Annotated in this window: 25 protein-coding genes; 5 read left to right on the plus strand and 20 right to left on the minus strand. The window is 66.4% G+C overall.

Translation table 11 applies throughout. From position 1 onward, the window contains the following. A partial coding sequence (locus tag EGJ34_RS11135) for a glycosyltransferase (protein ID WP_148100492.1) occupies window positions 1-984 on the plus strand: 984 nt, incomplete at its 5' end. Window positions 985-1,043: 59 nt separating this feature from the next. Here the strand turns inward: EGJ34_RS11135 and EGJ34_RS11140 are convergent. The 13 genes from EGJ34_RS11140 to EGJ34_RS11200 all read right to left on the minus strand — a co-directional run bounded on the left by EGJ34_RS11140 (window position 1,044) and on the right by EGJ34_RS11200 (window position 15,797). Continuing rightward, window positions 1,044-4,208: a CusA/CzcA family heavy metal efflux RND transporter gene (locus EGJ34_RS11140; RefSeq protein WP_185750149.1), complete on the minus strand. Its 3,165-nt coding sequence runs from the start codon at window positions 4,206-4,208 to the stop codon at window positions 1,044-1,046. A 10-nt stretch (window positions 4,209-4,218) separates the two neighbouring features. Then, window positions 4,219-5,169 carry an efflux RND transporter periplasmic adaptor subunit gene (locus tag EGJ34_RS11145; RefSeq protein WP_125360546.1) on the minus strand — a complete coding sequence of 317 codons (951 nt, stop codon included), beginning with the start codon at window positions 5,167-5,169 and terminating at the stop codon, window positions 4,219-4,221. Continuing rightward, window positions 5,166-6,497 carry a TolC family protein gene (locus EGJ34_RS11150; protein ID WP_125360547.1) on the minus strand — a complete coding sequence of 444 codons (1,332 nt, stop codon included), beginning with the start codon at window positions 6,495-6,497 and terminating at the stop codon, window positions 5,166-5,168. Before EGJ34_RS11150 ends, EGJ34_RS11145 begins: the two co-directional genes overlap by 4 nt. Window positions 6,498-6,551: 54 nt before the next feature. Further along, window positions 6,552-6,935 carry a DUF2946 family protein gene (locus tag EGJ34_RS11155; RefSeq protein ID WP_125360548.1) on the minus strand — a complete coding sequence of 128 codons (384 nt, stop codon included), beginning with the start codon at window positions 6,933-6,935 and terminating at the stop codon, window positions 6,552-6,554. Window positions 6,936-6,964: 29 nt separating this feature from the next. After that, window positions 6,965-8,386, minus strand: a complete 1,422-nt coding sequence (locus EGJ34_RS11160) for a membrane-targeted effector domain-containing toxin (protein WP_125360549.1) — start codon at window positions 8,384-8,386, stop codon at window positions 6,965-6,967. A 254-nt stretch (window positions 8,387-8,640) separates the two neighbouring features. Next, complete coding sequence (locus EGJ34_RS11165) at window positions 8,641-10,452, minus strand: DUF885 family protein (protein WP_185750147.1); 1,812 nt, start codon at window positions 10,450-10,452, stop codon at window positions 8,641-8,643. Window positions 10,453-10,507: 55 nt separating this feature from the next. Beyond that, window positions 10,508-10,849, minus strand: a complete 342-nt coding sequence (locus tag EGJ34_RS11170; protein WP_125360551.1) for a lipid-A-disaccharide synthase N-terminal domain-containing protein — start codon at window positions 10,847-10,849, stop codon at window positions 10,508-10,510. Then, window positions 10,849-11,571: a glycosyltransferase family 2 protein gene (locus EGJ34_RS11175; RefSeq protein WP_125360552.1), complete on the minus strand. Its 723-nt coding sequence runs from the start codon at window positions 11,569-11,571 to the stop codon at window positions 10,849-10,851. Before EGJ34_RS11175 ends, EGJ34_RS11170 begins: the two co-directional genes overlap by 1 nt. Before the next feature lie 87 nt (window positions 11,572-11,658). Then, the gene (locus EGJ34_RS11180) at window positions 11,659-12,624 is read right to left on the minus strand and encodes an NAD-dependent epimerase/dehydratase family protein (protein ID WP_125360553.1); all 966 of its coding nucleotides are present in this window, start codon (window positions 12,622-12,624) and stop codon (window positions 11,659-11,661) included. Between the two features lie 61 nt (window positions 12,625-12,685). After that, window positions 12,686-13,612 carry a ParB/RepB/Spo0J family partition protein gene (locus EGJ34_RS11185; RefSeq protein ID WP_125360554.1) on the minus strand — a complete coding sequence of 309 codons (927 nt, stop codon included), beginning with the start codon at window positions 13,610-13,612 and terminating at the stop codon, window positions 12,686-12,688. Further along, window positions 13,612-14,409 (minus strand): ParA family protein, encoded by a 798-nt coding sequence (locus EGJ34_RS11190; protein WP_125360555.1) that lies wholly within the window; start codon window positions 14,407-14,409, stop codon window positions 13,612-13,614. Before EGJ34_RS11190 ends, EGJ34_RS11185 begins: the two co-directional genes overlap by 1 nt. 109 nt (window positions 14,410-14,518) lie before the next feature. Beyond that, complete coding sequence (gene rsmG, locus EGJ34_RS11195) at window positions 14,519-15,157, minus strand: 16S rRNA (guanine(527)-N(7))-methyltransferase RsmG (RefSeq protein WP_125360556.1); 639 nt, start codon at window positions 15,155-15,157, stop codon at window positions 14,519-14,521. 40 nt (window positions 15,158-15,197) lie between these two features. Next, window positions 15,198-15,797: a 4'-phosphopantetheinyl transferase superfamily protein gene (locus EGJ34_RS11200; RefSeq protein ID WP_125360557.1), complete on the minus strand. Its 600-nt coding sequence runs from the start codon at window positions 15,795-15,797 to the stop codon at window positions 15,198-15,200. A 90-nt stretch (window positions 15,798-15,887) separates the two neighbouring features. Between EGJ34_RS11200 and EGJ34_RS11205 the strand changes: the two genes are divergently transcribed. Continuing rightward, a complete protein-coding gene (locus EGJ34_RS11205; protein ID WP_125360558.1) occupies window positions 15,888-16,139 on the plus strand; it encodes a GlsB/YeaQ/YmgE family stress response membrane protein in 252 nt (83 codons plus the stop codon). A gap of 136 nt (window positions 16,140-16,275) precedes the next feature. On the opposite strand, the gene xth is transcribed toward EGJ34_RS11205, so the two are convergent. The 6 genes from xth to EGJ34_RS11235 all read right to left on the minus strand — a co-directional run bounded on the left by xth (window position 16,276) and on the right by EGJ34_RS11235 (window position 22,363). Then, window positions 16,276-17,043, minus strand: coding sequence for an exodeoxyribonuclease III (gene xth / locus EGJ34_RS11210; RefSeq protein ID WP_125360559.1), 768 nt, complete (start codon window positions 17,041-17,043; stop codon window positions 16,276-16,278). Between the two features lie 112 nt (window positions 17,044-17,155). Further along, window positions 17,156-17,260, minus strand: a complete 105-nt coding sequence (locus EGJ34_RS11215; protein ID WP_125360567.1) for a type II toxin-antitoxin system RelE/ParE family toxin — start codon at window positions 17,258-17,260, stop codon at window positions 17,156-17,158. Between the two features lie 13 nt (window positions 17,261-17,273). Then, window positions 17,274-17,573 carry a type II toxin-antitoxin system RelB/DinJ family antitoxin gene (locus EGJ34_RS11220; protein WP_125360560.1) on the minus strand — a complete coding sequence of 100 codons (300 nt, stop codon included), beginning with the start codon at window positions 17,571-17,573 and terminating at the stop codon, window positions 17,274-17,276. Between the two features lie 81 nt (window positions 17,574-17,654). Continuing rightward, a complete protein-coding gene (locus EGJ34_RS11225; protein WP_125360561.1) occupies window positions 17,655-19,070 on the minus strand; it encodes a coniferyl aldehyde dehydrogenase in 1,416 nt (471 codons plus the stop codon). Window positions 19,071-19,191: 121 nt separating this feature from the next. Further along, window positions 19,192-20,856, minus strand: coding sequence for an MFS transporter (locus EGJ34_RS11230; RefSeq protein WP_125360562.1), 1,665 nt, complete (start codon window positions 20,854-20,856; stop codon window positions 19,192-19,194). A gap of 85 nt (window positions 20,857-20,941) precedes the next feature. Continuing rightward, the gene (locus EGJ34_RS11235; RefSeq protein ID WP_125360563.1) at window positions 20,942-22,363 is read right to left on the minus strand and encodes a DcaP family trimeric outer membrane transporter; all 1,422 of its coding nucleotides are present in this window, start codon (window positions 22,361-22,363) and stop codon (window positions 20,942-20,944) included. A 338-nt stretch (window positions 22,364-22,701) separates the two neighbouring features. On the opposite strand from EGJ34_RS11235, the gene acs reads away from it, so the two are divergent. The 3 genes from acs (at window position 22,702) to mntP (ending at window position 26,300) form a co-directional block, all read left to right on the plus strand. After that, entirely contained in the window at window positions 22,702-24,645 is a 1,944-nt protein-coding gene (gene acs, locus EGJ34_RS11240) for an acetate--CoA ligase (protein WP_125360564.1), read from the plus strand. A 15-nt stretch (window positions 24,646-24,660) separates the two neighbouring features. Further along, window positions 24,661-25,326 carry a response regulator transcription factor gene (locus tag EGJ34_RS11245; RefSeq protein ID WP_125360565.1) on the plus strand — a complete coding sequence of 222 codons (666 nt, stop codon included), beginning with the start codon at window positions 24,661-24,663 and terminating at the stop codon, window positions 25,324-25,326. A gap of 395 nt (window positions 25,327-25,721) precedes the next feature. Then, complete coding sequence (gene mntP / locus EGJ34_RS11250) at window positions 25,722-26,300, plus strand: manganese efflux pump MntP (RefSeq protein ID WP_125360566.1); 579 nt, start codon at window positions 25,722-25,724, stop codon at window positions 26,298-26,300. Here mntP and EGJ34_RS22215 read toward each other — a convergent pair. After that, window positions 26,297-26,570 (minus strand): hypothetical protein (locus EGJ34_RS22215; RefSeq protein WP_185750148.1); only part of this gene is annotated, 274 nt, incomplete at its 5' end. The two genes, mntP and EGJ34_RS22215, sit on opposite strands and share 4 nt — an antisense overlap.

Below are 26,570 nucleotides of genomic sequence, written 5' to 3' on the forward strand. Positions count from 1 at the left end.
CGTGGGCTGGCGCGGATGGCGGCGCGCCACGTGCCGGCGTGGATGCGGCAGGCGGATGCAGCGACGGTAGGGTGCGATGCGGTGCTGACCGGCGGGCTGGCGGCCTTCGTAGGCATGAGCGTGGCAGAGCGACATGCCATTCCGGTGATCGGATTGGGAATGATTCCGCTGACCCCTACCCGCCTGTTTCCTACCCCGTTTCTGCCGCGGCTGCGGTTGCCCGGCCTGTTGAACCGATGGAGCTACAGCGCGGTGAACCACACGGTATGGAGGACGTTCAGACGGCCGATCAACGAAGCGCGCCAGGCGATGGGCATGCCGGCGCGACGATCGCTGTGGCGCGATGTGCCCATGTTGTATGGGATCTCGCCGAGTCTGTTGCCGGAGCCGGCGGATTGGCCGACCGATCATCATGTGTGTGGGCAGTGGCGTGCGCCTGAGCTGGGGTGGGCACCGCCGCCTGATCTGCAGGCGTTTCTGGATGCAGGCCCTGCCCCGGTCTATCTGGGCTTTGGCAGCATGACCGGGTTTGATCGCGAACGGGTGTTGCCTGCGCTGCTCGGTGCATTGGCACCGCGTCGGGTGCTGTTGTCGCCGGGTTGGGCGGGTTTGCCGGACATGCCGTTGCCGCCGAATGTGTTCGTGCTGGGATCGGTGCCGCATGAGACGTTGTTTCCGCGCTGCGCGTTTGTCATCCATCACGGGGGGAGTGGCACGACCCATTCGGCGTGTCGTGCGGGGGTGCCTTCGCTGGTGATGCCGTTTGCGGCGGATCAGCTTTTCTGGGCACGGCGGTTACAGGTACTGGGTCTGGCACCGGAGGCGTTGTCGGTAAGGCGGTTGGATCCGGGAGTGCTTACGCGGGCGATCGGGTTTGTGGAATTGGCGCAGACGCGGGAGCGCGCGGCGGTGTTGGGGCGGGCGATGGCGGGGGAAGATGGGGTGGCGACGGCGGTCGCGTACGTTGAGCGGCTGATTCGTTGAGGTGCCATGCACCACGAGGGTCACGACCAACGGTCGTGACCTACCGTGTTGACCTGGAATCAGGGTTGGCGGTGCAGCCACCGGTAGAGAACCGGCAGTACCAGCAGGGTGAGCAGCGTGGAGGAGACGATGCCACCAATGACCACCGTGGCCAGCGGGCGCTGCACCTCCGAACCTGCGCCTACGTTGAAGGCCATCGGCACGAAGCCGAGTGAGGCGACCAGGGCGGTCATCAGCACCGGTCGCAGGCGACCGAGTGCGCCTTCGCGTACGGCGTCGTTCAGGGCCAGGCCGTTATCGCGCAGGCTGCGTACGAAGCTGATCATCACCAGGCCGTTCAGCACGGCCACGCCGGAAAGCGCGATGAAACCTACGCCAGCCGAGATCGACAGCGGAATGCCGCGTGCGGCCAGCGCGAGCACGCCACCGGTAAGTGCCAATGGCACGCCACTGAACACGATAGCCGCATCCTTCATCGAGCCGAACGCCCAGAACAGCAGCGCGAAGATCAGCAGCAACGTCACCGGCACCACGATGGCTAGACGCTGGCTGGCGGAGATCAGCTGCTCGAAGCTGCCACCGTAGTCGACCCAGTAGCCATCGGGCACCTGAACATTCTGGTTGATGGCCTGCTGCAGTTCGCTGACGAAACTGCCCAGGTCGCGGTCGCGCACGTTGGCGGTGACCACGATGCGGCGCTTGCCGTTTTCGCGGTTGATCTGGTTGGGGCCTTCGCTGTTGGCCAGGGTGGCCAGTTCACGCAGCGGAACGGTACGGGCGCTGCCGCTGGTCCAGCTGTCGGCGCGGCTGGACTCGTCAGCATCGCCGCCGGCCAGCGCAGACTCGAGTGACACTGGCAGGTCGGCCAGCGCGGCCGGGTCCTGCCGCTGCGTCTCGGGCAGGCGGACGACGATGTCGAAACGACGGTCGCCCTCGAACAACTGGCCGGCCACCTGCCCACCTATCGCGGTGGCGACCGTGGACTGCACCTGCCCGGGATTCAGCCCGTAACCGGCCAGCGCGGCGCGGTTGGGAGTAACCGTGAGCAGCGGCAGGCCGCTGGTTTCCTCGACGCGCACGTCGGCCGCGCCGGGGACGTTGCCGGCCACGCTGGCAATGCGCCTGCCCACCGACAGCAGTGCATCGAGGTCGTCGCCGTACACCATCACCGCCACGTCCGCGCGCACGCCGGAGATCAGCTCGTTGGTGCGCATCTGGATCGGCTGGGTGAACTCGTAGTTGTTGCCGGGCAGCTGCTCGACCGCCTGCTCAAGCTCCGCCAGCAGCACGGCGCGCGGTTTGCGCGGGTCAGGCCAGTCCTTGCGTGGCTTCATCATGATGAAGGTGTCAGCCACCGAGGGTGGCATCGGATCGGACGCGACCTCCGGTGTGCCGATCTTGGAGAATACCTTGCTCACCTCCGGGAACTGCACCAGCCGGTTCTCGATCAGCGTCTGCATCTGCACGGACTGGGTGAGGCTGGTGCCGGGAATGCGCATGGCATGCATGGCGACATCACCTTCGTCCAGGTTGGGTACGAATTCGCTGCCCAGACGGGTGGCCAGCAGCCCACAGCCCACCACCAGCACCAGCGCGCCACCGACCACCCAGCGGCCACGCCGCAGTGTGAGATCGAGCGCGGACGCATAACGGCCCCGCACCCACGTCATCAGCCGGTTTTCCTTTTCCTGCACGCGGCCGCCGAGGAACAGCGCGATCGCCGCCGGAACAAAGGTCAGCGCCAGCACCATTGCGCCCGTGAGTGCCAGCACCACGGTAATGGCCATCGGGTGGAACATTTTTCCTTCCACCCCACTGAGCGCGAAGATCGGCAGGTACACCGCGGTGATGATGCCCAGGCCAAACAGGCTGGGGCGGATCACCTCGGCGGTGGCACTGGCGGTTTCGGCGAAACGTTCGGCCACGGTCATGTCGCGACCCAACGCATGCTGGCGCTCGCCGAAACGACGCAGGCAGTTTTCGATGATGATCACCGCACCGTCGACGATCAGCCCGAAGTCCAGTGCGCCCAGGCTCATCAGGTTGGCCGACACCCCGCCCCGGGCCATGCCGGTGAGGGTGAACAGCATCGCCAGCGGGATGACCGCTGCGGTGATCAGCGCCGCGCGGAAGTTTCCGAGCAACGCGAACAGCACCACGATGACCAGCAGCGCGCCTTCGATCAGGTTCTTCGCCACGGTCTGGATGGTGCGGTCGACCAGTGCCGTGCGGTCGTAGCTGGCGGTGACGGTGACGCCCTCGGGCAGGCTGCGCTGGGCCTGCTGCAGGCGCGCGGCGGCGGCCTGGGCGACCTCGCGGCTGTTGGCACCGATCAGCATGACCACCGTGCCCATCACCACTTCATGTCCGTTCTGGGTGGCCGCGCCGCTGCGCAGTTCGGGCCCGTCCTTGACCTCGGCCACGTCGTGCACGTGGATCGGCACGCCTTCGCGCCGCGCCAGGACGATGTTGCCGATTTCCTCGAGGTTGGCCACCTGGCCGGGGATGCGCACCAGGAACTGCTGGCCGTTGCGCTCGATGTAGCCGGCTCCGACGTTCTGATTGTTGGTTTCAACGGCCCGGGCGACATCTTCCAGCGTGAAGCCGAGCGCGCGCAGACGCGCCGGATCCGGGGTGATGTGAACCTGCCGCTGGAATCCCCCGATGGTGTTGACCTCGGTGACCCCGGGAACGTTGCGCAGCTGCGGGCGGATCACCCAGTCCTGCAGGGTGCGCAGGTCGGTGGCGGTGTACGGCGTGCCATCGGGTTTTCGCGCCGTGGGATCGGCGTCGATGGTGTACATGAAGATCTCGCCGAGCCCGGTGGCGATCGGTCCCAGCTGCGGATCCAGGCCGACCGGAATCTGCGACTTCACCTGCTGCAGGCGCTCTGCGACCTGCTGCCGGGCAAAGTAGATGTCGGTGCCGTCCTCGAACACGACGGTGACCTGGGACAGGCCATAGCGCGACAACGACCGCACCTGCTCCATCCGCGGCAGGCCGGCCATGACCGTTTCCACCGCATAGGTGATGCGCTGTTCGGCCTCCAGCGGCGAGTAACCGGGTGCGGCGGTATTGATCTGCACCTGCACGTTGGTGATGTCAGGGGTGGCGTCGATGGGCAGGCGGGTGAAACTCCAGATGCCCACCACAACGAGCGCGAGAGTGAGCGTCATCATCAACCATCGGTGGGCGATGGACGCGCCGATGATGCGCTCCAGCAGCGGCAGCCGGTCAGTGCTCATGCGCGGCCCCCGCCTTGCCGATGTCGGCCTTGATCACATAGCTCTGCTCCACCACCACGTCTTCGCCGACGCTGAGTCCGTCCAGCACTTCTGCCTGCTGCGCATCGCGCGCGCCCAGCGTGACGGGACGCGCCGTGTAGGTATCACCGCTACGGACGAACACCACGTCCTTGCCGTCAAGGGTCTGCACGGCAGTGAGGGGCACCACCCGGGCAGCTGCGGTGGTCGCCACCACAATGCGCGCTTTCACCGCGGCACCGGGCCGCCACAGGCCGTCATCATTGCGCAGCGAGGCGCGCGCCACGGTGCTCTGGCTGGCGGTGGCGGTGCCGGGCAGCACGCGTTCCAGCGTGGTGGCCTGGCTGACGCCATCGGTCATGCGCGAGACGGTGACGGGCACACCGGCGGTGATGTGCTGGGTGTCGTTGCCGAAGATATGCAGGTCGACCCACAGCGTGGACAGGTCGCCGACCTCGAACAACGGCGCGCCCTCGCCTGCCACGCCACCGACCTGCGCCTGCCGCGCCAGCACCACGCCGCTGATCGGTGCGCTGACCGTATACGTAGACAGGCTGAGGTTGCTGTCGATGCTGGCCAGCACCTGCCCGGCCGTGACGCGATCACCAACGTTGGCCCGCAGCGTGCGGATCGGACCGGGGAAGCGCGCCATCACCAGGGCGACGCGGCCGTCCACGGGGGTCAGCAGACCCTGCACGTCGTGTTCGTCGGCGATGGTACCGGTGGCGACCGGGGCGACACGTATGCCGGCCTGTTCGGCCATCGCGGCGGAAATGGTGGTGCGCTGCGGTCCTTCATCGTCGTGACCGGCTTCGGCATCAGTGGCACCGGCCACGGCGGGTTGCCTGCTGCACGCGCTGAGCGCGAACACCGCTGCAAACACGGCGGCGGCCAGCAGGGTACGGGGAGCGAGAGTACTCATGGGCGATCCTTCGTAGGCGTGGCTTGGGCGTCGGTGTCGAGCAGGCTCTGCCCGGTCAGTCGCTGGATTTCGATCAGTCCGGTCTGCGCGGCGATGGCGGCGTCAAGCTGGCGCTGTCGCGCTTCGATGCGCATGGCCTGCAGCTGGGCCCATTCCATGTAGCTGGTCGCGCCGGCGCGCCATGCGGTTTCTGCGGATTTCTCCGCACGCTGCAGCTGTGGCAGAACGTCGCGCGCGAGACGGGTCACTTCCAGACGTGCGCTCTGGTAGCGCCCATGGGCCTCGGCCAAGGTCGCGTACAGCTGCAGTTCGCGGGCCTGGCGTTCAATACCGGTCAGCGCGCGCTCGGCTTCGGCGGCGCGGATCTCCGGACCGGCGCGGCGCACGCTGCCCAGCGGCAGGCTGAAGCCCGCGACCAGTGAGGTGTCGCGGCTGTCCCGACTGTTGCGCACGCCGATCTGCCAGTTGAAGTCCGGTCGGGCCTGGGTGCGGGCGAGCTGCAGCTGGGCATCGCGGATGCGACCTTCACCTGCCAGCACGGCCAGTTCGGGCGTGCCCTGCAGCAGGTCTGCCAGTGCGCCGAGCTCCTGCAGTGCGGGCAGCTGCAGCGGGTTACCGCTGACACTCTGGAAATCCGGCTGTCGCTGCTGCCACAACGCGGCCAGCGCGATCCGCGCCGACTGCTGCATCTGCAGCGCGCGGTCACGGTCAAGCTCGGCCTGGGCCAGCTGCGCCTGCGCGGTGAGCAGCACCGACTCGGGCGAGGCACCCGCGTGCAGGCGCACACGTGCGGCGGCAACGGCGCGGCGGCGTTGCTCGATGTCGGTACTGGCGATCTGCAACTGCTGGCCGGCCTGGGTCACCGCCAGATAGCGTCGCGCCACCTCGGCCATCAGGTCCAGCCGGGCGATCTCGCGCTGCGGGGCGAGCGCATCCAGGTTGGCCTGGGCCAAGGTACGCCGCGCGTCCAGCTTGCCGCCACGCTCCAGCACGCCGGCCAGGCTGACGGTGAGTTCGGCGGCATCGAAGCTGCGTGCGGCCCCGGTGCCAACGGCATTTTCGAGGTCCACGCCGAGGGAGAGCGGTGGGCGCAGCGTGGCGGCGTCGCGACGTGCGTGGAGCACCAGGCGTTGCGCCTCCACCAGACGCAGGTCCGGGTGTTGAAGGGCGACGCGGGCGATGGCGTCGTCGAGAGTCAGTACAGGCGTGAGCGTGCCGGGAACCGGGCGTTCGGCGACGCGCTCAACAGGGGCAACCGGCGGCGTGCCCTGCGCCAACGCGCACGGCACGAACGCCAAGGCCGCAAAGGCGGCCACATACGTCCACATGGGAATCTCCAGATAGCAGTGAGGTGAGCAGACGCGGCGCAGTGCCGCGTGGCGTCAACCGGCTATCGGGGGGCGCAGCAGATTTTCCGGCGGCTGCGTGCGCAGCGCATCATCCAGCTGCACCGGTACCGCGTGTGCCGGTGCCAGCGGCAGCTGCCAGCTGGGCGCGGCAAAGGCGAGCATGCCGCCCTGGCCATGGCAGTGGCCGCAATGCACAAGCGCGTGCAGCAGCCGGCCGCCGGCATCCTCGCCATCATGGCCGTCGTCGTGATCCTGCCCGGACGCCGGATGCGAAACCGAGGGGTGGTCGGCATGCGACAGCGCGTGCAGATCACCCAGCGCCGAAGCCAGCGCGCCACCGGTGGTGCCGAGCAGCATCACCACCAGCATCAGCAGGCGGATCGGCAACGGGCAGCGGTGGCGCAGGCGGGACAGCATGGCAGGCAGGGTAGCGGCCGCCGTGCTCGTTACACAATCGCAGCACTGCGTGTGGCTCCTGCCGGGCTCGCGGGTGGGGCTTCATCCAGAAGCATGTCCAATGCCGCTTTCAGCTTCAACAGGTCCGGAAACGGTCTGTCCATGTGCTTCCAGCGCCCGGGATGGGCTTCTTCGGCCAGTTGCAGACGCACACCACCACCAGGCACTTGAACGATACGCTGGGCGACCAGTTCGCCCTTGCCGGAACGATGCACGAGGGCGTGCTGGCCTGGTTCGATTTCCACCAGGCGATAACTGCCCGCACTGCGCAGGTCCGCGCTGCAGTGGCCCATGGCCACGCGCAGCTGACGCGCGACCCGTGCTTCCGCCGCCGTGCAGGGTTCGGCGGTCCGGGCACCGGAGTAGCCCGGACACGGCACCTTGACGAGGTAGTCGCATTGAACGTCACCGCCGGTGACCAGCGCCCTGGGCTGCACCGTCCGGCCGGGGTCGAAGCCCGCATGAAGTGCACGCTGGTCTTCGCCGGCATCTTCCATCCGGACACTGGGAACCCCGAGACGATCGGCCACTCCGGCGATACCGTTGAAGCTGCCTGCATGGCTGTTGCCCATCAGCGCTATCCAGCGCCGCGCAGTGCCTGTTGGCGTGGTTCTTTGTGTCGCGCGCAGGCGCTGGTCGTGCGCGATGCGCTGGGCGGCGACAGCATTGAATACCCTCACTCGCAGCGCCGTTTCGTCCTGGTTCCCGGCGTCGGCGAAGGATGCCCCGCGCAGGTTGTAGCTCGTCATGAGGTCCAGGGCAACAACGCGTATTCCTGCGCGTTGTGCTTCCTTCACCAGGGTCAGAAAGCCACCGCGGTGACGGACGTCGGTCATGTGTCCGGCATCCTGCTGGGCGAGAAAGCGACTCAATGCCGGTGACATCCGGCCGGTCTGGTGATGTCGGTCCAGATCGCTCTGGTGGATCGTCTGCAGATGCTCGAGGTACAACGTATCCACGCCGAGCCTGCGCAGGGTTTCGGGATGGTCCGAGAGCAGCCGCTTGCTGCTTCGCATCCAGTGCGCTTCGGCGATGATCACGCCCGGGCTGGCACCCAGAATCCTCTTCAGCACCTTCTGCTGGCTGCGACAGTCGGAGATGTCCGGCCAAGCACGCACGCTGGCGGACACGGGCAACGGCTGAGAGTTTCCGGAGGTGATGCTCTCGAGCAGCGCGGTGCGGGTACTGTAGAAGTGTTCAAGCGCCGCCTGCTCCGACCTGGAAAGCGACATGGCATAGTCCGGGTCCAATGCACGCCGCGTTTCATTCAGCAGGTCGACCAGAACCTTCGCGTGCTCTGGCGGCATCTCGTAAGCAGCGAGCGGATCGGCCGGCGTCTCCGTCTTCCCGGCTGTGCGCGGAGGCGACTCCGCGTAGCCATCCGGTGCTGGCGTGTTGCGCATCTCGAGCAAGACCGGCTCATGTATCCGTGCGGTGCGTGGACGCACTGGCGGGGTGCATGTGGACGGAATCAGGCGATGTAGAAAGGCAGTAACGCGGTCCATGGAAGACGGCTCCTTGATGGGTGCACCACGTTCGGTGCGAACCTTCGAGCCGTCCATCTTCGGTCGTGATGACACGACCGGCTTTCCAGTATCAATCGCACCCACCCTGCAGACATGCCGATGTGTGAACCCGCACACATCGGCATGTGTCGATCACGACATCAGGGCGCGCGACGCTCGGCGATGAAGGCCTGGATCTGCGTTTCCAGCACCGGCAGCGGCACCGACCCCTGCTTGAGCACGGCGTCGTGGAAGGCCTTGACGTCGAAGCGGTCGCCCAGTTCCTTTTCCGCCTGCGCGCGCAGGCGCACGATGGCGATCTCACCCAGTTTGTAGCTCAGAGCCTGACCCGGCCAGGAAATGTAGCGGTCCACTTCGGTGGTGACCTCGTGTTCGCTCAGCGCGGTGTGGTCACGCAGGTAGGCGATGGCCTGCTCGCGGGTCCAGCCCTTGTGGTGAACGCCGGTGTCGATGACCAGGCGCGCGGCGCGCCACATTTCGTAGGTCAACCGGCCGAAGTCCTCGTACGGTGTTTCATAGATGCCCATCTCCACGCCGAGCTTCTCGCTGTAAAGGCCCCAGCCTTCGCCGTACGCTGAGATGTAGGCGGTGCGACGGAACTCCGGCTGCTCGCCCTGCTCGGCGGCCAGCGCACCCTGCAGCGCATGGCCGGGGTCGGATTCGTGCAGGGTCAGTGCTGGCAGGTTGTACAGCGGGCGGGCCGGCAGGTTGTAGGTGTTTACCCAGTAGGTGCCCATGCCACCACGACCGGCGGTCCAGAACGGCGCGATGTCCGGCGGCACCGGCACGATGGTGAAACGCGCGCGCGGCAGGGTCATGTATTTGCCGATCACCCCGTCCACGCGCTTGGAGATCCAGGCGGCGCGGTGCAGCAGCTCATCCGGGGTCTTGGCGTAGAACTGCGGATCCGTACGCAGGAAGGTGAGGAACTCGGCGAAGCTGCCCTTGAACTCCACCTGCTTGATGATGGTGTTCATCTCAGCCTGGATGCGCGCCACTTCCTTCAGCCCGATCTCGTGGATCTGCTGCGGGGTGAGGTCCAGCGTGGTGTATTCGTGGATCTGCTGCTGGTAGTAGGCCTTGCCGTCCGGCATGGCTTCCGCGGCCAGGGTGGTGCGCGCCTGCGGCACGTATTCGCCCAGGAAGAAAGTGCGCAGCTTGCCGAACGCCGGCACCACGCTGTTGCTGATGGCCTGGCGGGCCTGCGCCTGCAGCTGGGCCTGTTCGGCGGCCGGAATGCTGGCCGGCAGCTTCTTGAACGGCGCGTACAGGGGCGACTGGGTCGGATCCTTGAGGTCGGCGACAGTGCTGATGGCGACTTCGCGGCCGTCAAGTACGGCGCGGGGCACGCTGAAGCCGCGCTTCAGGCCGGCCCGCATGTTGTCGGTCTGCTGGTCGAAGTAACGCGGCACGTCATTCAGACGGGCGATGTAGTTGCGGTAGTCCTTGGCGGTCTTCATCTCCCGGCGTGCCATGAACGACAGACTGGACCAGAACGAGGAGTCCGAGTTGAACGGCATCTCGTAGCCGCGCAGGCGCACCTCGGCGGCCAGGTTGAAGACCTGGTCACGGTAAATCGCGTAGTTGACTTGGTTGGCGGGAGAAAGCGCCTTGACGTCAATCCTGTCCAGCTGGGCCAGCACGTCGTCCCAGACCTTCAGCCGGGCCTGCTGGGCCGCCGCGCCGACGTCGGGCATGCGGGTGGCGTTGGCGGGGCCATCGGCGTCTTCGCTGGCCTCACCGCCGCCGGCCTGGCGCCAGGCCCATTCCTTCTCGTAGATGGCGCGGAAGGCGGCATCTGCGGGTGATTCAGCTGCCACGCTGGCGGGAGCGGCGGTGGCGGCGGGCGGTGCGGCGTAGGCAGCGGCCGGCAGGGACAGGGCGAGCAACAGGGCAACAGACAGACGGGTATTCACGCAGACGGGTTCCCGGGGAAGGCGAACCTCGATCATGGCACCCCGGATTCAGCCCGGCATGTATCGAACGTCCTAGTCACGCGCGGTGGGGTCAATGCTCCGCGCGGTCGCGTTTCCAGCCGCGGTGCTTGATGTCCAGGTGCAGGCTGTACAGGGCGGTGAAGGCCGGAAACAGGTTCTGCAGGACGCCGACCGAGTCCTGCTTGGCGGAAAACAGGAAGTAGCTGAGGGTCATCAGACTGCCGATCACGCTCATGTACCAGAACAGCCGGGGGATCACCGGCTTGCCGGCACGGCGCGAGGCGATGAACTGGACCAGCCAGCGCCCGCCGAACATCAGGGCACCGGTGTAGCCGATCAGTTTCCAGCCGGTGACATGCAGACCGGTCCAGAACAGCCAGGTGATGGGTTGGTCCAGCCAGTGCAGCTCCATCAGCGCTCCTCCACGGCGGTACGCCGGCTGCGGGTGATCAGCCAGGCGACGCCACGCAGGTCACGAATGCCGACCAGGGCCCGGCCCAGGTTGTTGTACTTGGATACGCCGGCGGTGCGATGACGGTGGTTGACCGGCACGCTGACGGTCTGCCAGCCGGCACGCTGCATCAGCGCGGGCAGGTAGCGGTGCATGTGGTCGAAGTACGGGAGATCCAGAAAGGCGGCGCGCTCGAACAGCTTGATGCCGCAGCCGGTGTCGGGGGTGTCGTCGCGCAACATGCGCGCACGGATGGCGTTGGCCCACTTGCTGGCCCAGCGCTTGCTGCCGCTGTCCTGGCGGTTGACCCGCCAGCCCGCGAACAGCTTGACCGCCGGCTGCGCGGCGTCGCGCGCGACCAGCAGGCGCGGGATGTCGGCCGGGTCGTTCTGGCCGTCGCCATCGAGCGTGGCAATCCAGGGCGCACGCGCGGCCTTGACCCCGGTGCGGACCGCGGTGCTCTGGCCGCTCTGGGTGACGTGGTGGAGCACGCGCAGCTCCGGCGTGCTGGCCTTGAGCGCGGTGAGCACCGCCAAGGTGTCGTCCCGCGAGTGGTCGTCGACGTAGACGATCTCGAACGCCACGCGGCCGCGCAGGGCGGCGGTGATCTCGCCGATCAGGGGCTGGACGTTGTCACGCTCATTGAAGACCGGGACGACGACCGACAGCTGGGGTTCGCTCATGATCGGGCTCTGCTGCGGGGCAGGACGTTGAAAGTCCGGGCATTCTCCGCAGCCGAGGTTATCCGAAGATGAATACCCGGAAGCGGATCAGGCGCGGTCGCCGAAGTAGGTGCGGCACCACTCGACCACGGGGGGCAATCCGCGCTCGATCGGCGTGGCCGGTTCATAGCCAAAAGCGTCATGGGCGCGCCGGGTGTCGGCCATGGTGCGGACCATGTCGCCGGGCTGCATCGGCTTGTAGACCCTGTGCGCCGGGCGTCCGGCGGTGGCCTCGATGATGCCGATGAACTGCTCCAGCTCGATCGGAGTGTGGTTGCCGAGATTGAAGACACGGTGCGGCACGTCCTCGCTGGACGGATGCGCCAGCGCGCCGAGGATACCGCTCACGATGTCGGAAACGTGTGTGAAATCGCGCTGCATCTTCCCCTCGTTGAAGACCTCGATGGGGCGGCCGGCCAGCACCGCGCGCGAGAACAGCAGCGGGGCCATGTCCGGGCGGCCCCAGGGGCCGTACACGGTGAAAAAGCGCAGGCCGGTGGCACGCAGGCCGTACAGCTGGGCATAGGTGTAGGCCATCAGCTCGTTGGCGGCCTTGGTCGCGGCGTACAGCGAGCGCGGGCGGTCGATGCGCTGGTCTTCGGAGAACGGCGGGATGGCCGAATCACCATAGACCGAACTGCTGGAGGCATACACCAGGTGCTGGACGCCGCGATGCCGGCACAGTTCGAGCATGTTGACGAAGCCGGCCAGGTTGCTGTCGACGTAGGCGTGCGGATTCTGCAGCGAGTAGCGCACGCCGGCCTGGGCGGCCAGGTGGATCACGGCGGTGGGCCGCACCTCGTCGAACAGCGCGGCCAGGCCCTCACGGTCGGTCAGGTCCAGGGTGCGGATGTCCACGCCCGGGCACAGCGCGGCCACGCGGTCGCGCTTGATCTGAGGGTCGTAGTAGTCGTTGAAGTTGTCCAGCCCGACCACGGCCTGGCCACCCTCGACGAGCGCCCGGCAGGTGTAGGCTCCAATGAAGCCGGCGGCACCGGTAACGAGGAGGGTCATACAAAGGTGTCCTGCGTCAGGGCGGTAGGTCACGACCGTTGGTCGTGACCCCGGGAAGGCATCAATCCTTGCGGGTGCGCAGCTTTTCCAGCACGCCGTCCAGGGTGTCCAGGTCGGTGTAGTGGATGATCAGCTTGCCCTTGCCACCACGGCCGTGGTTGATCGCCACGCGTGCACCGAGTGATTCGGACAGTTCGGTTTCCAGCGAGGCGATGTCGGCCTGCGGAGCACCCGGGCTGGGCTTTCTGCGCAGGTTGCCGGGCACCTTGCCGGCGGCAAACTGCTGGGCGCGATGTTCCACTTCGCGCACCGACCAGCCCTGGTCAGCCGCTTCCTGCGCCAGCTTGCTGGCCAATTCCGGAGCCAGGGTCAGTAACGCGCGGGCGTGACCCATTTCCAGCCGACGGCTTTCCAGCAGCACGCGGATCGCCACCGGCAGTTCCAGCAGGCGCAGCAGGTTGGATACCGCCGCACGCGAGCGGCCCACCGCCTGCGCAGCTTCGGCGTGGGTCAGGGTGAATTCGGAGATCAGCCGCTGGAGCGCTTCGGCTTCCTCCAGCGGGTTGAGGTCCTCGCGCTGGATGTTCTCGATCAGCGCCATCGCGATGACAGTGCGGTCTTCCAGCTCTCGCACCACCACCGGCACTTCGTCCAGCCCGGCCAGCTGCGAGGCGCGCCAGCGGCGTTCGCCGGCGACGATCTCATAGCTGTCGGTCGCCAGCTGACGTACCAGGATCGGCTGGATCACCCCCTGCGCCTTGATCGACTCGGCCAGCTCGTCGAGCTTGGTCGGGTCCATCTCGCGTCGCGGCTGGTACTTGCCGGGCTGCAGCTGCTTGACCGGCAGCTTGCGCAGCACTTCACCCGGCAATGGCTCCACTACGGCCGTGGCCTGCTGCACCTGGGTCACCGCGCCCTTGGGCCCGAGCAGGGCGTCGAGGCCACGGCCGAGGCCGCGTTTCTTGCCGAGGGCGGGCTTGCTGGTCATCAGGCGGTCTCCATGGCCGTACCGGCCGTGTTGCGTTGGTGGTTGCGGCGGATGATCTCGCCGGCCAATCCGAGGTAGGCCACGCCGCCGCGCGAGGCGCGGTCGTAGCCGACGATGCTCTGCCCATGGCTGGGCGCTTCGGCCAGGCGCACGTTGCGCGGCACGATGGTGCGGAACACGCGGTCACCAAAATGCTCGGTGAGTTCGGCCGAAACCGCGTTGGCCAGGTTGTTGCGCACGTCGAACATGGTGCGCAGCACGCCTTCGATTTCCAGCGTGGGATTAAGGCTGGCGCGCAGGGCTTCGATGGTTTCCACCAGCGCACTCAGGCCTTCCAGCGCGTAGTACTCGCACTGCATCGGCACGATCACCGAATCGGCCGCGGCCAAGGCATTCAGCGTGAGCAGCGAAAGTGCCGGCGGGCAATCGATCAGAATGAAATCGTACTGGTCGCGGATCGGAGCCAGCGCGCGCTTGAGGCGCTGCTCGCGCTCGCCCTGGTCCATCAGCTGGATCTCGGCAGCGGTCAGGTCGATGTTGCCCGGCAGCAGGTCATAGCCTTCCGGCGCGGTCACCCGTACCTGCTCGGCGGTGACTTCACCCAGCAGCAGGTCGCAGGTGGACGCGACCACTTCGCGCTTGTCCACGCCACTGCCCATGGTTGCGTTGCCCTGCGAATCGAGGTCGACCAGCAGCACGCGCTTGGGCGCAGCAGCCAGGGCAGCGGCCAGATTGACGGCGGTCGTGGTCTTGCCGACGCCACCTTTCTGGTTGGCGATGGCGATGATGCGGGCCATGCGGGTGAGCCTCATCGGCAGGGAGTGGGACTGGTCATTATGCGTATATGGGGCGTGTCATGCACTGTGAGATGCGCCGGAAGGGCGTTGCGACCCGCCCGGCGGCGGCTCACGGACCGGCTACCACGACCAGATGCCGCTCGCCGGTCAGGCCGGGCACATGCAGCGGCAGCACGGTTTCCACGGTCCAGCCGGCTGGCAGCTGGGCGATCTCATCGTGGGGATAAACGCCTTTCATGGCCAACAGGCGGCCACCGGGGCGCAGCAGGTGCCCGCCGACCTCGATGATGCCGGCCAGGGTGTCCATGGCGCGCGCGGTCAGGTTGTCATATGCGCCTGGCTCTGCCAGCGCCTCGGCGCGGGACTCGGCCACGCGGGCGTTGCCGAGCCCGAGCTGGCGCACGGCCTCGCGCATGAAGCGCGCCTTCTTGCCGTTGCTTTCGACCAGGGTGACCTGCAACTGCGGCCGGGCGATCGCCAACGGAATGCCGGGCAGCCCCGGACCGGTGCCGAGGTCGGCCAGGGTGCCGCGTTCCAGGTGCGGCTGCATCGCCAGCGAGTCGAGCAGGTGGCGGGTGACCATCTCCAGCGGATCGCGGATGGCGGTCAGGTTGTAGGTCTTGTTCCAGCGGTCGAGCAGGGTCAGGTACTGCAGCAGCGGCGCGGCCAGAGCGGCGTCGAGCTGCATCGCGGCCAGGCCGCGCTCAAGCGCGTCAGCCACGCCGGGGGGAAGGGTGTGTGCGGTCATGCCGGCATTATCGCAGGGATTGCCGGAATGCCGGCCGCGCTCAGCGCACGTACCAGGCCAGCGCGGCGCGGAAGTCCGGCGCGGCCTGCCACTCGTGCAGGTGCCAGCGGCTTGCCGGGCCCAGCTCCGGATCGCACCAGGCCAGGTGCAGGGCTCCGTCGGCCCCCGCTGCCAGCTGCAGCCGGTGCAGGCCGAACGAGATGCCCTGCCCCTGTGCCTTGAGCAGCGCCTCTTTGGCGCACCAGACCCGGAAGAACCAATGGTTCAGCCCGGCGTCGTCCAGACCGAGCAACCATTCGACCTCTTGCGGGTGGAAGAAGCGTTCGGTGATTTCGCGCATGCGCGGTCGTGGTCGCAGCGGTTCCAGGTCCACGCCCAGGCGCACGCCCTCGCCCAGCGCCACCAGCAGCAGGCCGTGGCTGTGGCTCCAGCCGGTACCCAGATGGGCCAGATGACCTTCCAGCTCGGGCCGGCCGCGTTCGTCGCGCAGCAATGGGAGCTCGTCAGGCAGGCCGCCCAGTTGTTCGGCCAGCAACACCCGCGCCTGTGGCTCGCCACGCGTGCCGTGCACATGCGGCAACCGCCAGACCGTGACCGGGCCAAACCGCCAGGGGCCGTCCAGGGTTGCCGGCAGGCTCATGCGAACGCCCTGTGGGCGCGATTGCACGGCAACTTCACGGCATCTGCCGTCAACTTGCGCCGTCGCACCAACAAACCGGGAGTCAAGATCATGGGCATCATCATCTGGCTGATCGTAGGTGGCGTGGTGGGCTGGCTGGCCAGCCTCATCATGCGCCGCGATGCGCAGCAGGGCATCATCCTCAACATCGTGGTCGGCATTATCGGCGCGCTGATCGCCGGCTGGCTGTTCGGCGGTGGCATCAACGAAGCGATCACCATCCGCACGTTCCTGTTCTCTCTGATCGGCGCGGTGATCCTGCTGGCGATAGTGAACCTCTTCACCAGAAAGAGCATCCGGTAGGTAACGCAAGGAATGGCGCAAGCCATTCCTAACGTCGCTCGTCGACGGCCCGAAGGGTGCCCATCGCAGATGGGCATACCGTTGGTCGTTACGCTGACCTGGGAGGTAACGACCAACGGTCGTTACCTACCCACCCTTAGCCCAGCTGCACCCATGCCGGCGCGTGGTCACTCGGCCGGTCCCAGGTGCGCGGTTCGCGGTCGATGCCTGCGGCCACGGCTCGCGTCTTGAGCGCGTCGGATACCAGGGTCAGGTCGATGCGCAGGCCCAGGTTGCGACGGAAGCCCGCAGCACGGTAATCCCACCAGCTGAACACCCCGTCCTCATCGTTGTGCAGGCGGAAGGCGTCGTGCAGGCCCAGCTGCTGCAGCTTGTGCAGCGCGCCGCGCTCGGCGGTGGAAGTAAGAATGTGGTTCTCGTTCCAGATCAGCGGATCGTGGGTGTCACGTCCTTCCGGGGCGATGTTGAAATCACCCATCACGATCAGCTCCGGGTACTTCTTCAGTTCATCGGCCACCCAGCCATGCACGGCCTCCAGCCAGCGCAGCTTGTACTCGTACTTGTCGGTACCGACATCCTGGCCGTTGACCACGTACAGATTGACGATGCGCACGCCGTTGACGGTGCCGGCAATCGCCCGCTTCTGCTCGTCTTCAAAACCGGGAATGCCGATCTGAACGTCCTGTGCCGGCTCGCGCGAGAGCAGCGCCACGCCGTTGTAGGTCTTCTGCCCGGCAAACACGCTGCGGTAGCCCAGCCCGGCCAGCACGGCATCGGGGAACTTGTGGTCTTCCATCTTCGTTTCCTGGATGCCGACGACATCCGGGGCGAAGGCGGTGAGCCACTGTTCCAGGTGCGGCAGGCGCACATTGAGCGAATTGACGTTCCAGGAGGCGATTTTCATGGGGGCATTGTAGCGGGCCTGATCCGCGGCGATGCGCCAGAGCGGTAGCGCCGGCCGTTGGCCGGCCCTCACGAACCCAGAATGGTATGCGAAGGCCGGCCAACGGCCGGCGCTACCGGTCTGGCGGCCACTGCCGGGCTGCATGAAGCACACGGAGAATACGTACGCTCGCAGCATCCTCGGTATACACGACAATGTAGTTTGAGCGGACCACCATCTCCCGCGACCACTCAAGTTCGGCCACGTCGCTTCCTGTCGATCAGCGCCTGCGCTTCGTCCATTACCTGCTGGTGCGGCACAGGCGGCCTAGTATCGGCCAGGGCCTCCTGCACCTTGGCGCGGAACCACTTGTCATGGGCTTCCGGGTCCGCCGTGAGTCCTGCCGGCAGTCCGCCTTCCTTGATGATGCGGGTGAGTAAAATCCGCACCGCATCGGAAACGGTCAGGCCGACGCTGGCCAACATTTCGGTGGCGTCAGCCTTCAGCTTCTCGTCCACTCGGATATGCAGCATGGAGGTCTGGGCGGCCATCGTGGTTTCCGGTGCGGGTCTTGGCAACGATTGTATCTCAATTGAGATACAGTCAAGACCCGGCTCGCTCCGATGAGCGGTTTACCGCACTAACAGCTTGAGCAGTCCCGCAATCTTCGAGTACGGCGGCTTCAACCGGTCGCTGGCGGCCCAGCGCGACTGGTACAGGATGGGCAGCAGCTTGCTCATGGCGTCGAATCCCGCCCGGCCGTGGTACGCGCCCATGCCGCTGGGCCCTACCCCGCCGAACGGCAGGCCGTTGATGGCAAAGTGCAGCAGGGTATCGTTGACGGTGACGCCACCGGCGACGACCTGACCCAGCACCTGCTCGACCGCCTCGCTTCGCTCGCTGAACACATACAAAGCCAGCGGACGGTCGCGGGTCTGGATGTCGGCAACGGCCGCTTCCAGGTCCGGGTAGGCACAGACCGGCAGGATCGGACCGAAGATCTCTTCGCGCATCAGGTCCAGGTCGGCGGGCGGGTCCAGCACCACGGTGGGGGCAATCAATCGTTCGCGGTCGGCGCGGTCACGGTCGATGTGGGCCAGCTCCAGCACCGGCACGCCGCGTTCGCGGGCCTGGGCGAGATAGCGCTGCAGGCGCTGGTACTGGCCTTCATTGATGATGCGGGTGTAGTCGGAGGGATCGCGGAAATCGCCGTAACGCGCCTGCACCTGGGTCTGCAGCTGCTGGACGAACTCGCGCTGACGGCGGCTGTCGATCAGCACGTAGTCCGGGGCGATGCAGGTCTGGCCGGCGTTGAACCACTTGCCGGTGGCCAGCCGCGCGGCGGCCTTGCCCAGCGGGTAGTCGCTGCAGACGATGGCCGGCGATTTGCCGCCCAGTTCCAGGGTCAGTGGAGTGAGGTTCGGCGCGGCCGCCGCCATCACCTTGCGGCCGACCGCCGTGGAGCCGGTGAACACCAGATGATCGAGCGTTGCGCCAGCCACCGCGGCGGCCAGTGCGGCGTCGCCCTGCACCACCGCCACGCGGTCGGGCGGGAACACTTCGGCCAGCAATGACTGCAAGAAGGCACTGGTGCGTGGGGTGAGTTCGGACGGCTTGAGCAGCACGTGATTGCCGGCGGCGATGGCGGTGGCCAATGGAATCAAGGCGAGGTTGACCGGGTAGTTCCAGGGCGAAATCACGCCGATTACGCCCAGCGGGACCGGACGCAACTGCGCCTTGGCCGGCCAGAACCTCCAGCCCACGCCGACCCGTCGCGGCTTTGCGTAGCCACTCAAGTGCCTGAGCAGGTGGTCGATCTCGCCCAGCACGGTCATGCCGTCGGCGATCAGCGATTCGTGGTGTGAGCGATGGCCGAAGTCGGCGGCGATGGCCTCGGCCATTTCCGGCAGGCGCGCCTTGAGCGCGGTGCGCAGGGTTAGCAGGTCGCTGCGGCGCTGGTCCAGCGACGGGCGCTTGGCCTGCCAGGCCTGGCGCAGGGTGGCGACGAGGGCGGGGAGCGCGTCGGGATGGGTGGTAGCGTCGGTCATGGGCGGAATATATCAATGCGCACGTCGGGGTCCGCGAAGCCACGCAGGGCGTGGCTCTACCGGGAAACGAAAAGGCCGTGGTCTGCACCACGGCCTCTCGTTCTTCCATCACCGATCACTGTTACTTGGTGATATCCACGTCCTTGGTTTCCTTCAGGAACAGGCCGCCGACCACGACCGTCATCAGCGCGATGATGATCGGGTACCACAGGCCGTAGTAAAGGTTGCCGGTACCAGCCACCAGCGCGAACGAGATCGCCGGCAGGAAGCCACCGAACCAGCCGTTGCCGATGTGGTACGGCAGCGACATCGAGGTGTAGCGGATGCGGGTCGGGAACAGTTCGACCAGGTAGGCGGCGATCGGGCCGTACACCATGGTCACGTACAGCACCAGGATCCACAGCATCAGGATGGTGCCGGGGATGTTGATGCGGGCGCCGTCGGCCTTGGCCGGATAGCCGGCAGAGGTCAGTGCGGTCTTCAGCTCGGCACCGAAGGCGTCAGCCTTGGCCTTGCCCTCTTCCTTGGTCAGGCCGGCGGCCTCGTACGAGGTGACGCTGGCGCTGCCCACGTTCACCATCGCCAGCGAACCGGCGGCGGCGGGCTGCACGTCGTACGGCACACCGGCCTTGGTCAGCGCAGCGGTAGCCACGTCGCAGGAGCTGGTGAACTTGCGCAGACCGACCGGATCGAACTGGAAGGAGCAGGTAGCAGGGTCAGCCACGACCAGCGCCGGCGAGGAAGAACGGGCTTCTTCGATGGCCGGGTTGGCGAAGTGGGTCAGGCCCTTGAAGATCGGAATGTAGGTCACCGCCGCCAGCAGACAGCCGGCCAGGATGATCTTCTTGCGACCGATGCGATCGGACAGCCAGCCGAAGAAGATGAAGAACGGCGTACCCAGTGCCAGTGCAGCGGCAATCAGCAGGTAGGACGTGGTGGCGTCGACCTTGAGCATGCTGCTCAGGAAGAACAGCGCATAGAACTGACCGCCGTACCACACCACCGCCTGGCCGGCCGCCGCACCCAGCAGGACCAGCAGCATCAGCTTGAGGTTGCCGCCCTTGAGGCTGTCACGGAACGGGGTCTTGGAGCCCTTGCCTTCGGCCTTCATCTGCTGGAACAGCGGCGACTCGCTCAGCTGCAGGCGGATCCACACCGAAATGCCGAGCAGGATGATCGAGACCAGGAACGGAATGCGCCAGCCCCAGGCTTCGAAAGCTTCATTGCCCAGCGCGTAACGGCAGGCCAGGATGATCAGCAGCGACAGGAACAGGCCCAGCGTGGCGGTGCACTGGATGAAGCTGGTGTACAGACCGCGCTTGTCGTCCGGCGCATGCTCGGCCACGTAAGTGGCGGCACCGCCGTATTCGCCGCCCATCGCCAGGCCCTGGGCCAGACGCAGGATGATCAGGATCACCGGTGCGGCGAAGCCGATCGAGGCGTAGTTGGGCAGCACACCGACCAGGAAGGTCGAGATGCCCATGATCAGAATGGTGACCAGGAAGGTGTACTTGCGGCCGATGCGGTCGCCGAGGCTGCCGAAGAATGCCGCGCCGAACGGACGCACGAAGAAGCCGGCAGCGAAGGCCAACAGGGCGAAGATCATGCCCGTGGTTTCGTTGACGCCACTGAAGAACTGCTTGGCGATGATCGCGGCAAGCGAACCATAAAGGAAGAAGTCATACCACTCGAACACCGTGCCGAGGCTCGATGCAAAAATGACTTTCTTGTGGCCCTTGGTCAGGGTCCCCGCTGGATCGTGCGCGGTACTTGATGTGCTGGACATGAGACGCTTCCCCTCCGAAGCATGGTGGTGTGCCGACGTTACGCCGGCACGTTTGTGTAGTGCCGGGTTCTACCCGGCAAATTTCTCAGAAGCTGTACTTGGTGGTGAACTGCACGCGGTTGATGTCGCCCTTGCGGCCGTCTTCAATCTCACGCACGCCATACATGTACTCCGCACCGATATCGACCTTGGGCATCGGCGTGTAGAAGATGTTGCCGCGGATGCTCTGCACGCTCTTGGTCACCAGCGGGCCGAGGGTGCCGTCGTTGTCGTAGTCGCTGCGGGCGTAGATCAGGTTGGTGCGCAGCTTCGGGGTGAAGGCATGCCGCCAACCGACATAACCGGCCAGCACGCCCGTGGGGTTGAGTTCGTCGCGCGCCACGTCGTAGGCGGTATCTGCGGTGACGCCCAGACCGACGTAGCGGGCAATGCCTTCGCCGCCGCTGATCTGGTAATGCAGGGTGTCGCTGTCGGCCATCACCCACTTGCCGCCCAGGGTCAAGCCGCCGCCGATCTTGTCGGCGTCCGCGCCGCTGGCCTGGTTGTCCACTTTCAGCTGGCGCACGATGGCACCGACACCGAAGGTGCCCCAGTCGCCCTTCCAGCCATAACGCGCGGTCAGGTCCGGCAGGCTGCCACGGTCGGAATTGCTGGCCGCATTGGTCCACGCGCCGGTTGCCGGATTGCGGGTGCCGGTCAGTACCGTGGTTTCCGGATTTTCCAGCGCGATGCTGAAGCCACCGTTGGTGTAGCGGATCTGGGTCTGGCGCACGAACAGCACGCCGTCGGTGGGACCGACGAAGTCTGCCGCTTCCGGCAGCGAGGCCGCGTCCATGAAGTTCGACCAGGTCTGACCGGCCAGCCACTTGTTCCAGTACATGTAGGCGTGGCGCAGGGTCACGCCGTAGGTATTGGTCGCGGTCTGGTTGCCCAGCGAGTTGCCGAAGAAGTCCATTTCGAAGAACGCACCGGCCTTGTTGCCCGATTCGCTCACGTTGTCGATGCCCAGGTTGAAGCGCGAGAACTTGGCGTGGGCGTTGAAGTCCACGTCGGACTTCTCGCCGCTGCCGCCGGCACCAGCGACCGGGGTCTGGCCGGGCAGGTACAGCGCGCGACCGGTGGCGTCGTCGGCGAGCTGGCCGTCGCCGGTCTGGGTGGAAAGAAAGTCGGCCTTGATGAAGCCGCCGATCTTGACCGTGGTGCCCGGTGCAGCGCCCGGGGTGATGGTGGTGACCTGGATCGGCTGCTTGCCGGCCGGCACCGCCGGCTTCTGCTCGGCCTTCACCGTGCGTACGGCGGTGACGTCCTGCTGGGTCTGGGTGATCTGCGTCTGCTGCTGTTGCTGCGAAGACAGCAGCAGCTGCACCTGGCGTTCCAGTTCAGCGACGCGCGCCTCCAGTGCCTGCTCTTTGGCGGTCTGCGCGAACGCCATGCCGGGCGCAACCAGGGCGACCAGCAAGCAGGTCGCCAGGGGTTTGCGCACGGTCTTCAACATACGGGTACTCATGTTGCCCTCTCTCCCGGGTGGCAAAGTGATCGCCGCGTGTGGGGTCACGGTCGAGCCGAGCGTGCGGCCGGCTGACGCACCCTGGCTATTCGCCATTGGTCGAACCCGCCCCGGTCACGACCAACGGTCGTGACCTGGCGGGATCTGTTTCAGCGCCGCACGAGCGCGTCCCCGGAGCGGTAGGTGCCGACCGTTGGTCGGCACACCGGCAGAGCGCTTCGACCAAGGTCTAACCACGCATCCACCCCGGTGCCAGGTGGATGCGGCAAACTGACGGGGAACATTCGCGGGTTATGCTGCAAACGCACAACCCAAGTCCACGTGCAAGTGAGGGTGCCATGGCTGATCTTTACCCCGTCAAGGCGGACGTTGCCGCCAAGGCGCGCATTGACAAGAACACCTACCAGCAGCTCTACAAAGAGTCGGTGGAAAACCCGGACGCGTTCTGGGGCAAGGCCGCGCAGCGGCTGGACTGGTACACCGCGCCCAAGACGATCAAGAACGTCAGCTACCAGCTGGACGATTTCCGCATCAAGTGGTTCGAAGATGGCGAGCTCAACGCCAGCGTGAACTGCCTGGACCGGCATCTGGACGCGCGCGGCGACAAGATCGCGCTGCTGTTCGAACCGGACAGCCCCGACGCACCGGCCAAGGGCGTGACCTACCGCGAGCTGTACGAGCGCACCTGCCGCCTGGCCAACGCGCTGCGCAGCCTCGGGGTCAAGAAGGGCGACCGGGTCACCATCTACCTGCCGATGATCGTCGATGCCGCTGTCGCCATGCTGGCCTGCGCGCGCATCGGCGCGGTCCACTCGGTGGTGTTTGGCGGCTTTGCGCCGAACTCGATTGCCGACCGCGTGATCGACTGCGGCAGCAAGCTGATCATCACCGCCGACGAAGGTCTGCGCGGCGGCCGCAAGATCCCGCTGAAGGCCAACGTCGATGCGGCGCTGAAGATTCCGGGCACCACCACGGTGGAAACCGTGCTGGTGGTCCGCCATACCGGCGGCGCGGTGGACATGCAGGCTCCGCGCGACCGCTGGTTCCACGATGTGGTCGATCCGCAGCCGGCACAGTGCGAGCCGGAGCGCATGAACGCGGAAGATCCGCTGTTCATCCTGTACACCTCCGGTTCCACCGGCAAGCCGAAGGGTGTGCTGCACACCACCGGTGGCTACCTGCTGTACGCGGCCTACACGCACGAGTCGGTGTTCGACCTGCGCGAGGACGACATCTACTGGTGCACCGCCGACGTCGGCTGGGTCACTGGTCACAGCTACATCGTGTACGGTCCGCTGGCCAACGGTGCGACCTCGCTGATGTTCGAGGGCGTGCCGAACTACCCGGACACCTCGCGCTTCTGGCAGGTCATCGACAAGCACCAGGTGACCATCTTCTACACCGCCCCGACCGCGATCCGTGCGTTGATGCGCGAAGGCGAAGCGCCGGTGAAGCGCACCTCGCGCAGCTCGCTGCGCCTGCTGGGCAGCGTGGGCGAGCCGATCAATCCGGAAGCCTGGCGCTGGTACTACGAAGTGGTCGGCGACAGCCGCTGCCCGATCGTGGACACCTGGTGGCAGACTGAAACCGGCGGCATCCTGATTTCGCCGTTGCCCGGTGCCATCGACCTCAAGCCGGGCTCGGCCACGCTGCCGTTCTTCGGCGTGCAGCCGGCACTGGTGAATGCCGAGGGTGAGATCCAGGAAGGGGCCACTGAAGGCAACCTGATCATCCGCGATTCGTGGCCGGGGCAGATGCGCAGCGTCTACGGCGATCACCAGCGTTTCATCGACACCTACTTCCGCACCTATCCCGGCAGTTACTTCACCGGTGACGGCTGCCGTCGCGACGAGGATGGCTACTACTGGATCACCGGCCGCGTCGACGACGTGATCAATGTCTCCGGCCACCGCATCGGCACCGCCGAAGTGGAAAGCGCACTGGTCTCGCACCCGAAGGTCGCCGAAGCAGCCGTGGTTGGCTTCCCGCACGACATCAAGGGCCAGGGCATCTACGCCTATGTGACCCTGGTCGCCGACGAAGCCCCCAGCGACGAACTGCACAAGGAACTGGTGGCGTGGGTGCGCAAGGAGATCGGCCCGATTGCCGCGCCCGATCACCTGCAGTGGGCCCCGGGCCTGCCGAAGACGCGCTCGGGCAAGATCATGCGCCGCATTCTGCGCAAGATCGCCGAGAACGCACCGGACCAGCTTGGCGACACCTCGACCCTGGCCGATCCGTCGGTGGTGGCGTCGCTGGTGGAAGAACGCAAGGTCAAGTGAGACAGGCTCCCCCACATGCCTACCTTGTTGATTGCCGATGACCACCCGCTGTTCCGCGAAGCCCTGCGCGGCGCGGTGCAGCGGGTGATTCCCGGCGTTGAACTGTACGAAGCCGACAGCGTGGAAGCGCTGTACCACCTGGCTGACGAACACAACGATGCCGACCTGGTCCTGATGGATCTGAACATGCCCGGCGCGCAGGGCTTCAATGCGCTGGTGCATATGCGCGCCCTGCATCCGCACCTGCCGGTGGTGGTGGTGTCCGCGCGCGAAGAGCCCACCGTCATGCGGCGGGCGTTGGACCACGGCGCATTCGGCTTCATTCCGAAGTCGGCCGATTCGGACACGATCGGCCACGCGCTGGGGACCATTCTGGATGGCGAAACCTGGGCTCCACCGGAAGCGCACAGCGTGCCGGAGACCGAGCACGAGGAACGCCTGGTCGGGCAGCGCCTGCGTGAGCTCACCCCGCAGCAGTTCCGCGTGCTGCAGATGCTGGGCGCAGGGCGGTTGAACAAGCAGATTGCGTACGATCTGAATGTCTCCGAAGCCACGATCAAGGCGCATGTGACCGCGATTCTGCGCAAGCTGGGGGTGACCAACCGTACCCAGGCGGTGCTGATGGCCGGCAAGCTGACCCTGGATGACGAGCCGCTGGTGCTGCCGCCGGAAGAAGATTGACGTAGAGCGGGGCTTGCCCCGCTGCTTTTCCGGGCGATGTTGGTTGTGCGTGGTTGCCGGGCATGGCCCGGCACTACGTCGGGCGATGGTGCATTTGCTTGGTTGCCGGCCAGCGGTCGGCGATACCGATATAGCCGCGGCTATGTATTCCAGCATGCCCTGCGCAATTCGCCCGTTTCGGCGTTGATCGCGGGTGCCGGTGCTAAGCTTCGCATCCCCTTGGGGAGTAGCCTGTTTCCTGTGAAGGAAGCGCCCGTATCAACATGCTCGGCCAGTGCGCCGTGGTGCGGGCAGCCTGTGATGGCTGGCGAGACCAGCGGTCCGCGTGCGCAACGTCAGGTTGGGCGCGAACGTGGACCGTTGTCCGTCTCATGCCCGACCTGCCACGTGCCCCGATGTCCCCCGTTTCGATGTTGTTGATCGGCTTTGCCATGTCCACCGATGCCTTCGCCGCGGCGATCGGCAAAGGTGCGGCGATGCGCAGGCCGCGGTTTGTCGATGCCCTGCGTGCCGGCCTGATCTTTGGTGTGATCGAGGCGGTCACCCCGGTGATCGGCTGGTTGCTGGGTCGTGCCGCATCGTCCCATGTGGAAGCGTTCGACCACTGGATTGCCTTCGTGCTCCTGGGTGCGCTGGGCGTGCACATGATCATCAACGGGGTGAAACCCGATGGCGACGACGCCGACGAAGACCCGGACAAGCACCACGGTTTCTGGCACCTGGCGGTGACCGGCTTCGCCACCAGCATCGACGCGATGGCGGTCGGCGTCGGTCTGGCCTTCCTGAACGTACATATCGGGGTGATGGCGGCGGTGATCGGGCTGTGTACGTTGGTCATGGTGACCGCCGGGATCATGCTCGGCCGGGCGCTGGGCCAGTTGGTCGGCAAGCGCGCCGAGATCGTGGGTGGGGTGATTCTGATCATCGTCGGCGCGACGATTCTGTATGAGCATTTGAGCGCCTCAGCCGGTTAACGGCGCGGACCGTGCGGGTCGACGATGTCCACCAGCTCATGCCCGCCGGGAATTCGCCGATGCAGCAGGCGCCACACGTTGCGCCCCGGACAGCGGCGTCCGTCCATGTGGATGTCGCTGGCCAGATACTCCGCCCCCTGAAAGTGGATCAGGTGACCGCGCGGGCGACCAGCGGCCAGGTCCTGTTCGATCCTTTCAAGCTCGCGCAGGGTCCGGCTGCCGCACGGGAGCGCGGCCAGCTTGGCGCGCAGCAATGGCCCGCGCCGCAGC

The organism is Stenotrophomonas sp. 278, from assembly GCF_003935715.1.
GTDB lineage: Bacteria > Pseudomonadota > Gammaproteobacteria > Xanthomonadales > Xanthomonadaceae > Stenotrophomonas > Stenotrophomonas maltophilia_AH.

Bases quoted from the DNA above. Each gene is read 5' to 3' on its own strand.
- EGJ34_RS11155 (WP_125360548.1), bottom strand. From the start codon at position 6,935: ATGCTGTCCCGCCTGCGCCACCGCTGCCCGTTGCCGATCCGCCTGCTG.
- EGJ34_RS11215 (WP_125360567.1), bottom strand. From the start codon at position 17,260: ATGGTGGTCCGCTCAAACTACATTGTCGTGTATACCGAGGATGCTGCG.
- EGJ34_RS11150 (WP_125360547.1), bottom strand. From the start codon at position 6,497: ATGTGGACGTATGTGGCCGCCTTTGCGGCCTTGGCGTTCGTGCCGTGC.
- xth (WP_125360559.1), bottom strand. From the start codon at position 17,043: ATGAAAATCGCCTCCTGGAACGTCAATTCGCTCAATGTGCGCCTGCCG.
- EGJ34_RS11235 (WP_125360563.1), bottom strand. From the start codon at position 22,363: ATGAGTACCCGTATGTTGAAGACCGTGCGCAAACCCCTGGCGACCTGC.
- EGJ34_RS11145 (WP_125360546.1), bottom strand. From the start codon at position 5,169: ATGAGTACTCTCGCTCCCCGTACCCTGCTGGCCGCCGCCGTGTTTGCA.
- EGJ34_RS11205 (WP_125360558.1), top strand. From the start codon at position 15,888: ATGGGCATCATCATCTGGCTGATCGTAGGTGGCGTGGTGGGCTGGCTG.
- EGJ34_RS11230 (WP_125360562.1), bottom strand. From the start codon at position 20,856: ATGTCCAGCACATCAAGTACCGCGCACGATCCAGCGGGGACCCTGACC.
- mntP (WP_125360566.1), top strand. From the start codon at position 25,722: ATGTCCCCCGTTTCGATGTTGTTGATCGGCTTTGCCATGTCCACCGAT.
- rsmG (WP_125360556.1), bottom strand. From the start codon at position 15,157: ATGACCGCACACACCCTTCCCCCCGGCGTGGCTGACGCGCTTGAGCGC.
- EGJ34_RS11225 (WP_125360561.1), bottom strand. From the start codon at position 19,070: ATGACCGACGCTACCACCCATCCCGACGCGCTCCCCGCCCTCGTCGCC.
- EGJ34_RS11190 (WP_125360555.1), bottom strand. From the start codon at position 14,409: ATGGCCCGCATCATCGCCATCGCCAACCAGAAAGGTGGCGTCGGCAAG.
- acs (WP_125360564.1), top strand. From the start codon at position 22,702: ATGGCTGATCTTTACCCCGTCAAGGCGGACGTTGCCGCCAAGGCGCGC.
- EGJ34_RS11170 (WP_125360551.1), bottom strand. From the start codon at position 10,849: ATGGAGCTGCACTGGCTGGACCAACCCATCACCTGGCTGTTCTGGACC.
- EGJ34_RS11200 (WP_125360557.1), bottom strand. From the start codon at position 15,797: ATGAGCCTGCCGGCAACCCTGGACGGCCCCTGGCGGTTTGGCCCGGTC.
- EGJ34_RS11220 (WP_125360560.1), bottom strand. From the start codon at position 17,573: ATGGCCGCCCAGACCTCCATGCTGCATATCCGAGTGGACGAGAAGCTG.
- EGJ34_RS11185 (WP_125360554.1), bottom strand. From the start codon at position 13,612: ATGACCAGCAAGCCCGCCCTCGGCAAGAAACGCGGCCTCGGCCGTGGC.
- EGJ34_RS11245 (WP_125360565.1), top strand. From the start codon at position 24,661: ATGCCTACCTTGTTGATTGCCGATGACCACCCGCTGTTCCGCGAAGCC.
- EGJ34_RS11175 (WP_125360552.1), bottom strand. From the start codon at position 11,571: ATGAGCGAACCCCAGCTGTCGGTCGTCGTCCCGGTCTTCAATGAGCGT.
- EGJ34_RS11165 (WP_185750147.1), bottom strand. From the start codon at position 10,452: ATGATCGAGGTTCGCCTTCCCCGGGAACCCGTCTGCGTGAATACCCGT.
- EGJ34_RS11180 (WP_125360553.1), bottom strand. From the start codon at position 12,624: ATGACCCTCCTCGTTACCGGTGCCGCCGGCTTCATTGGAGCCTACACC.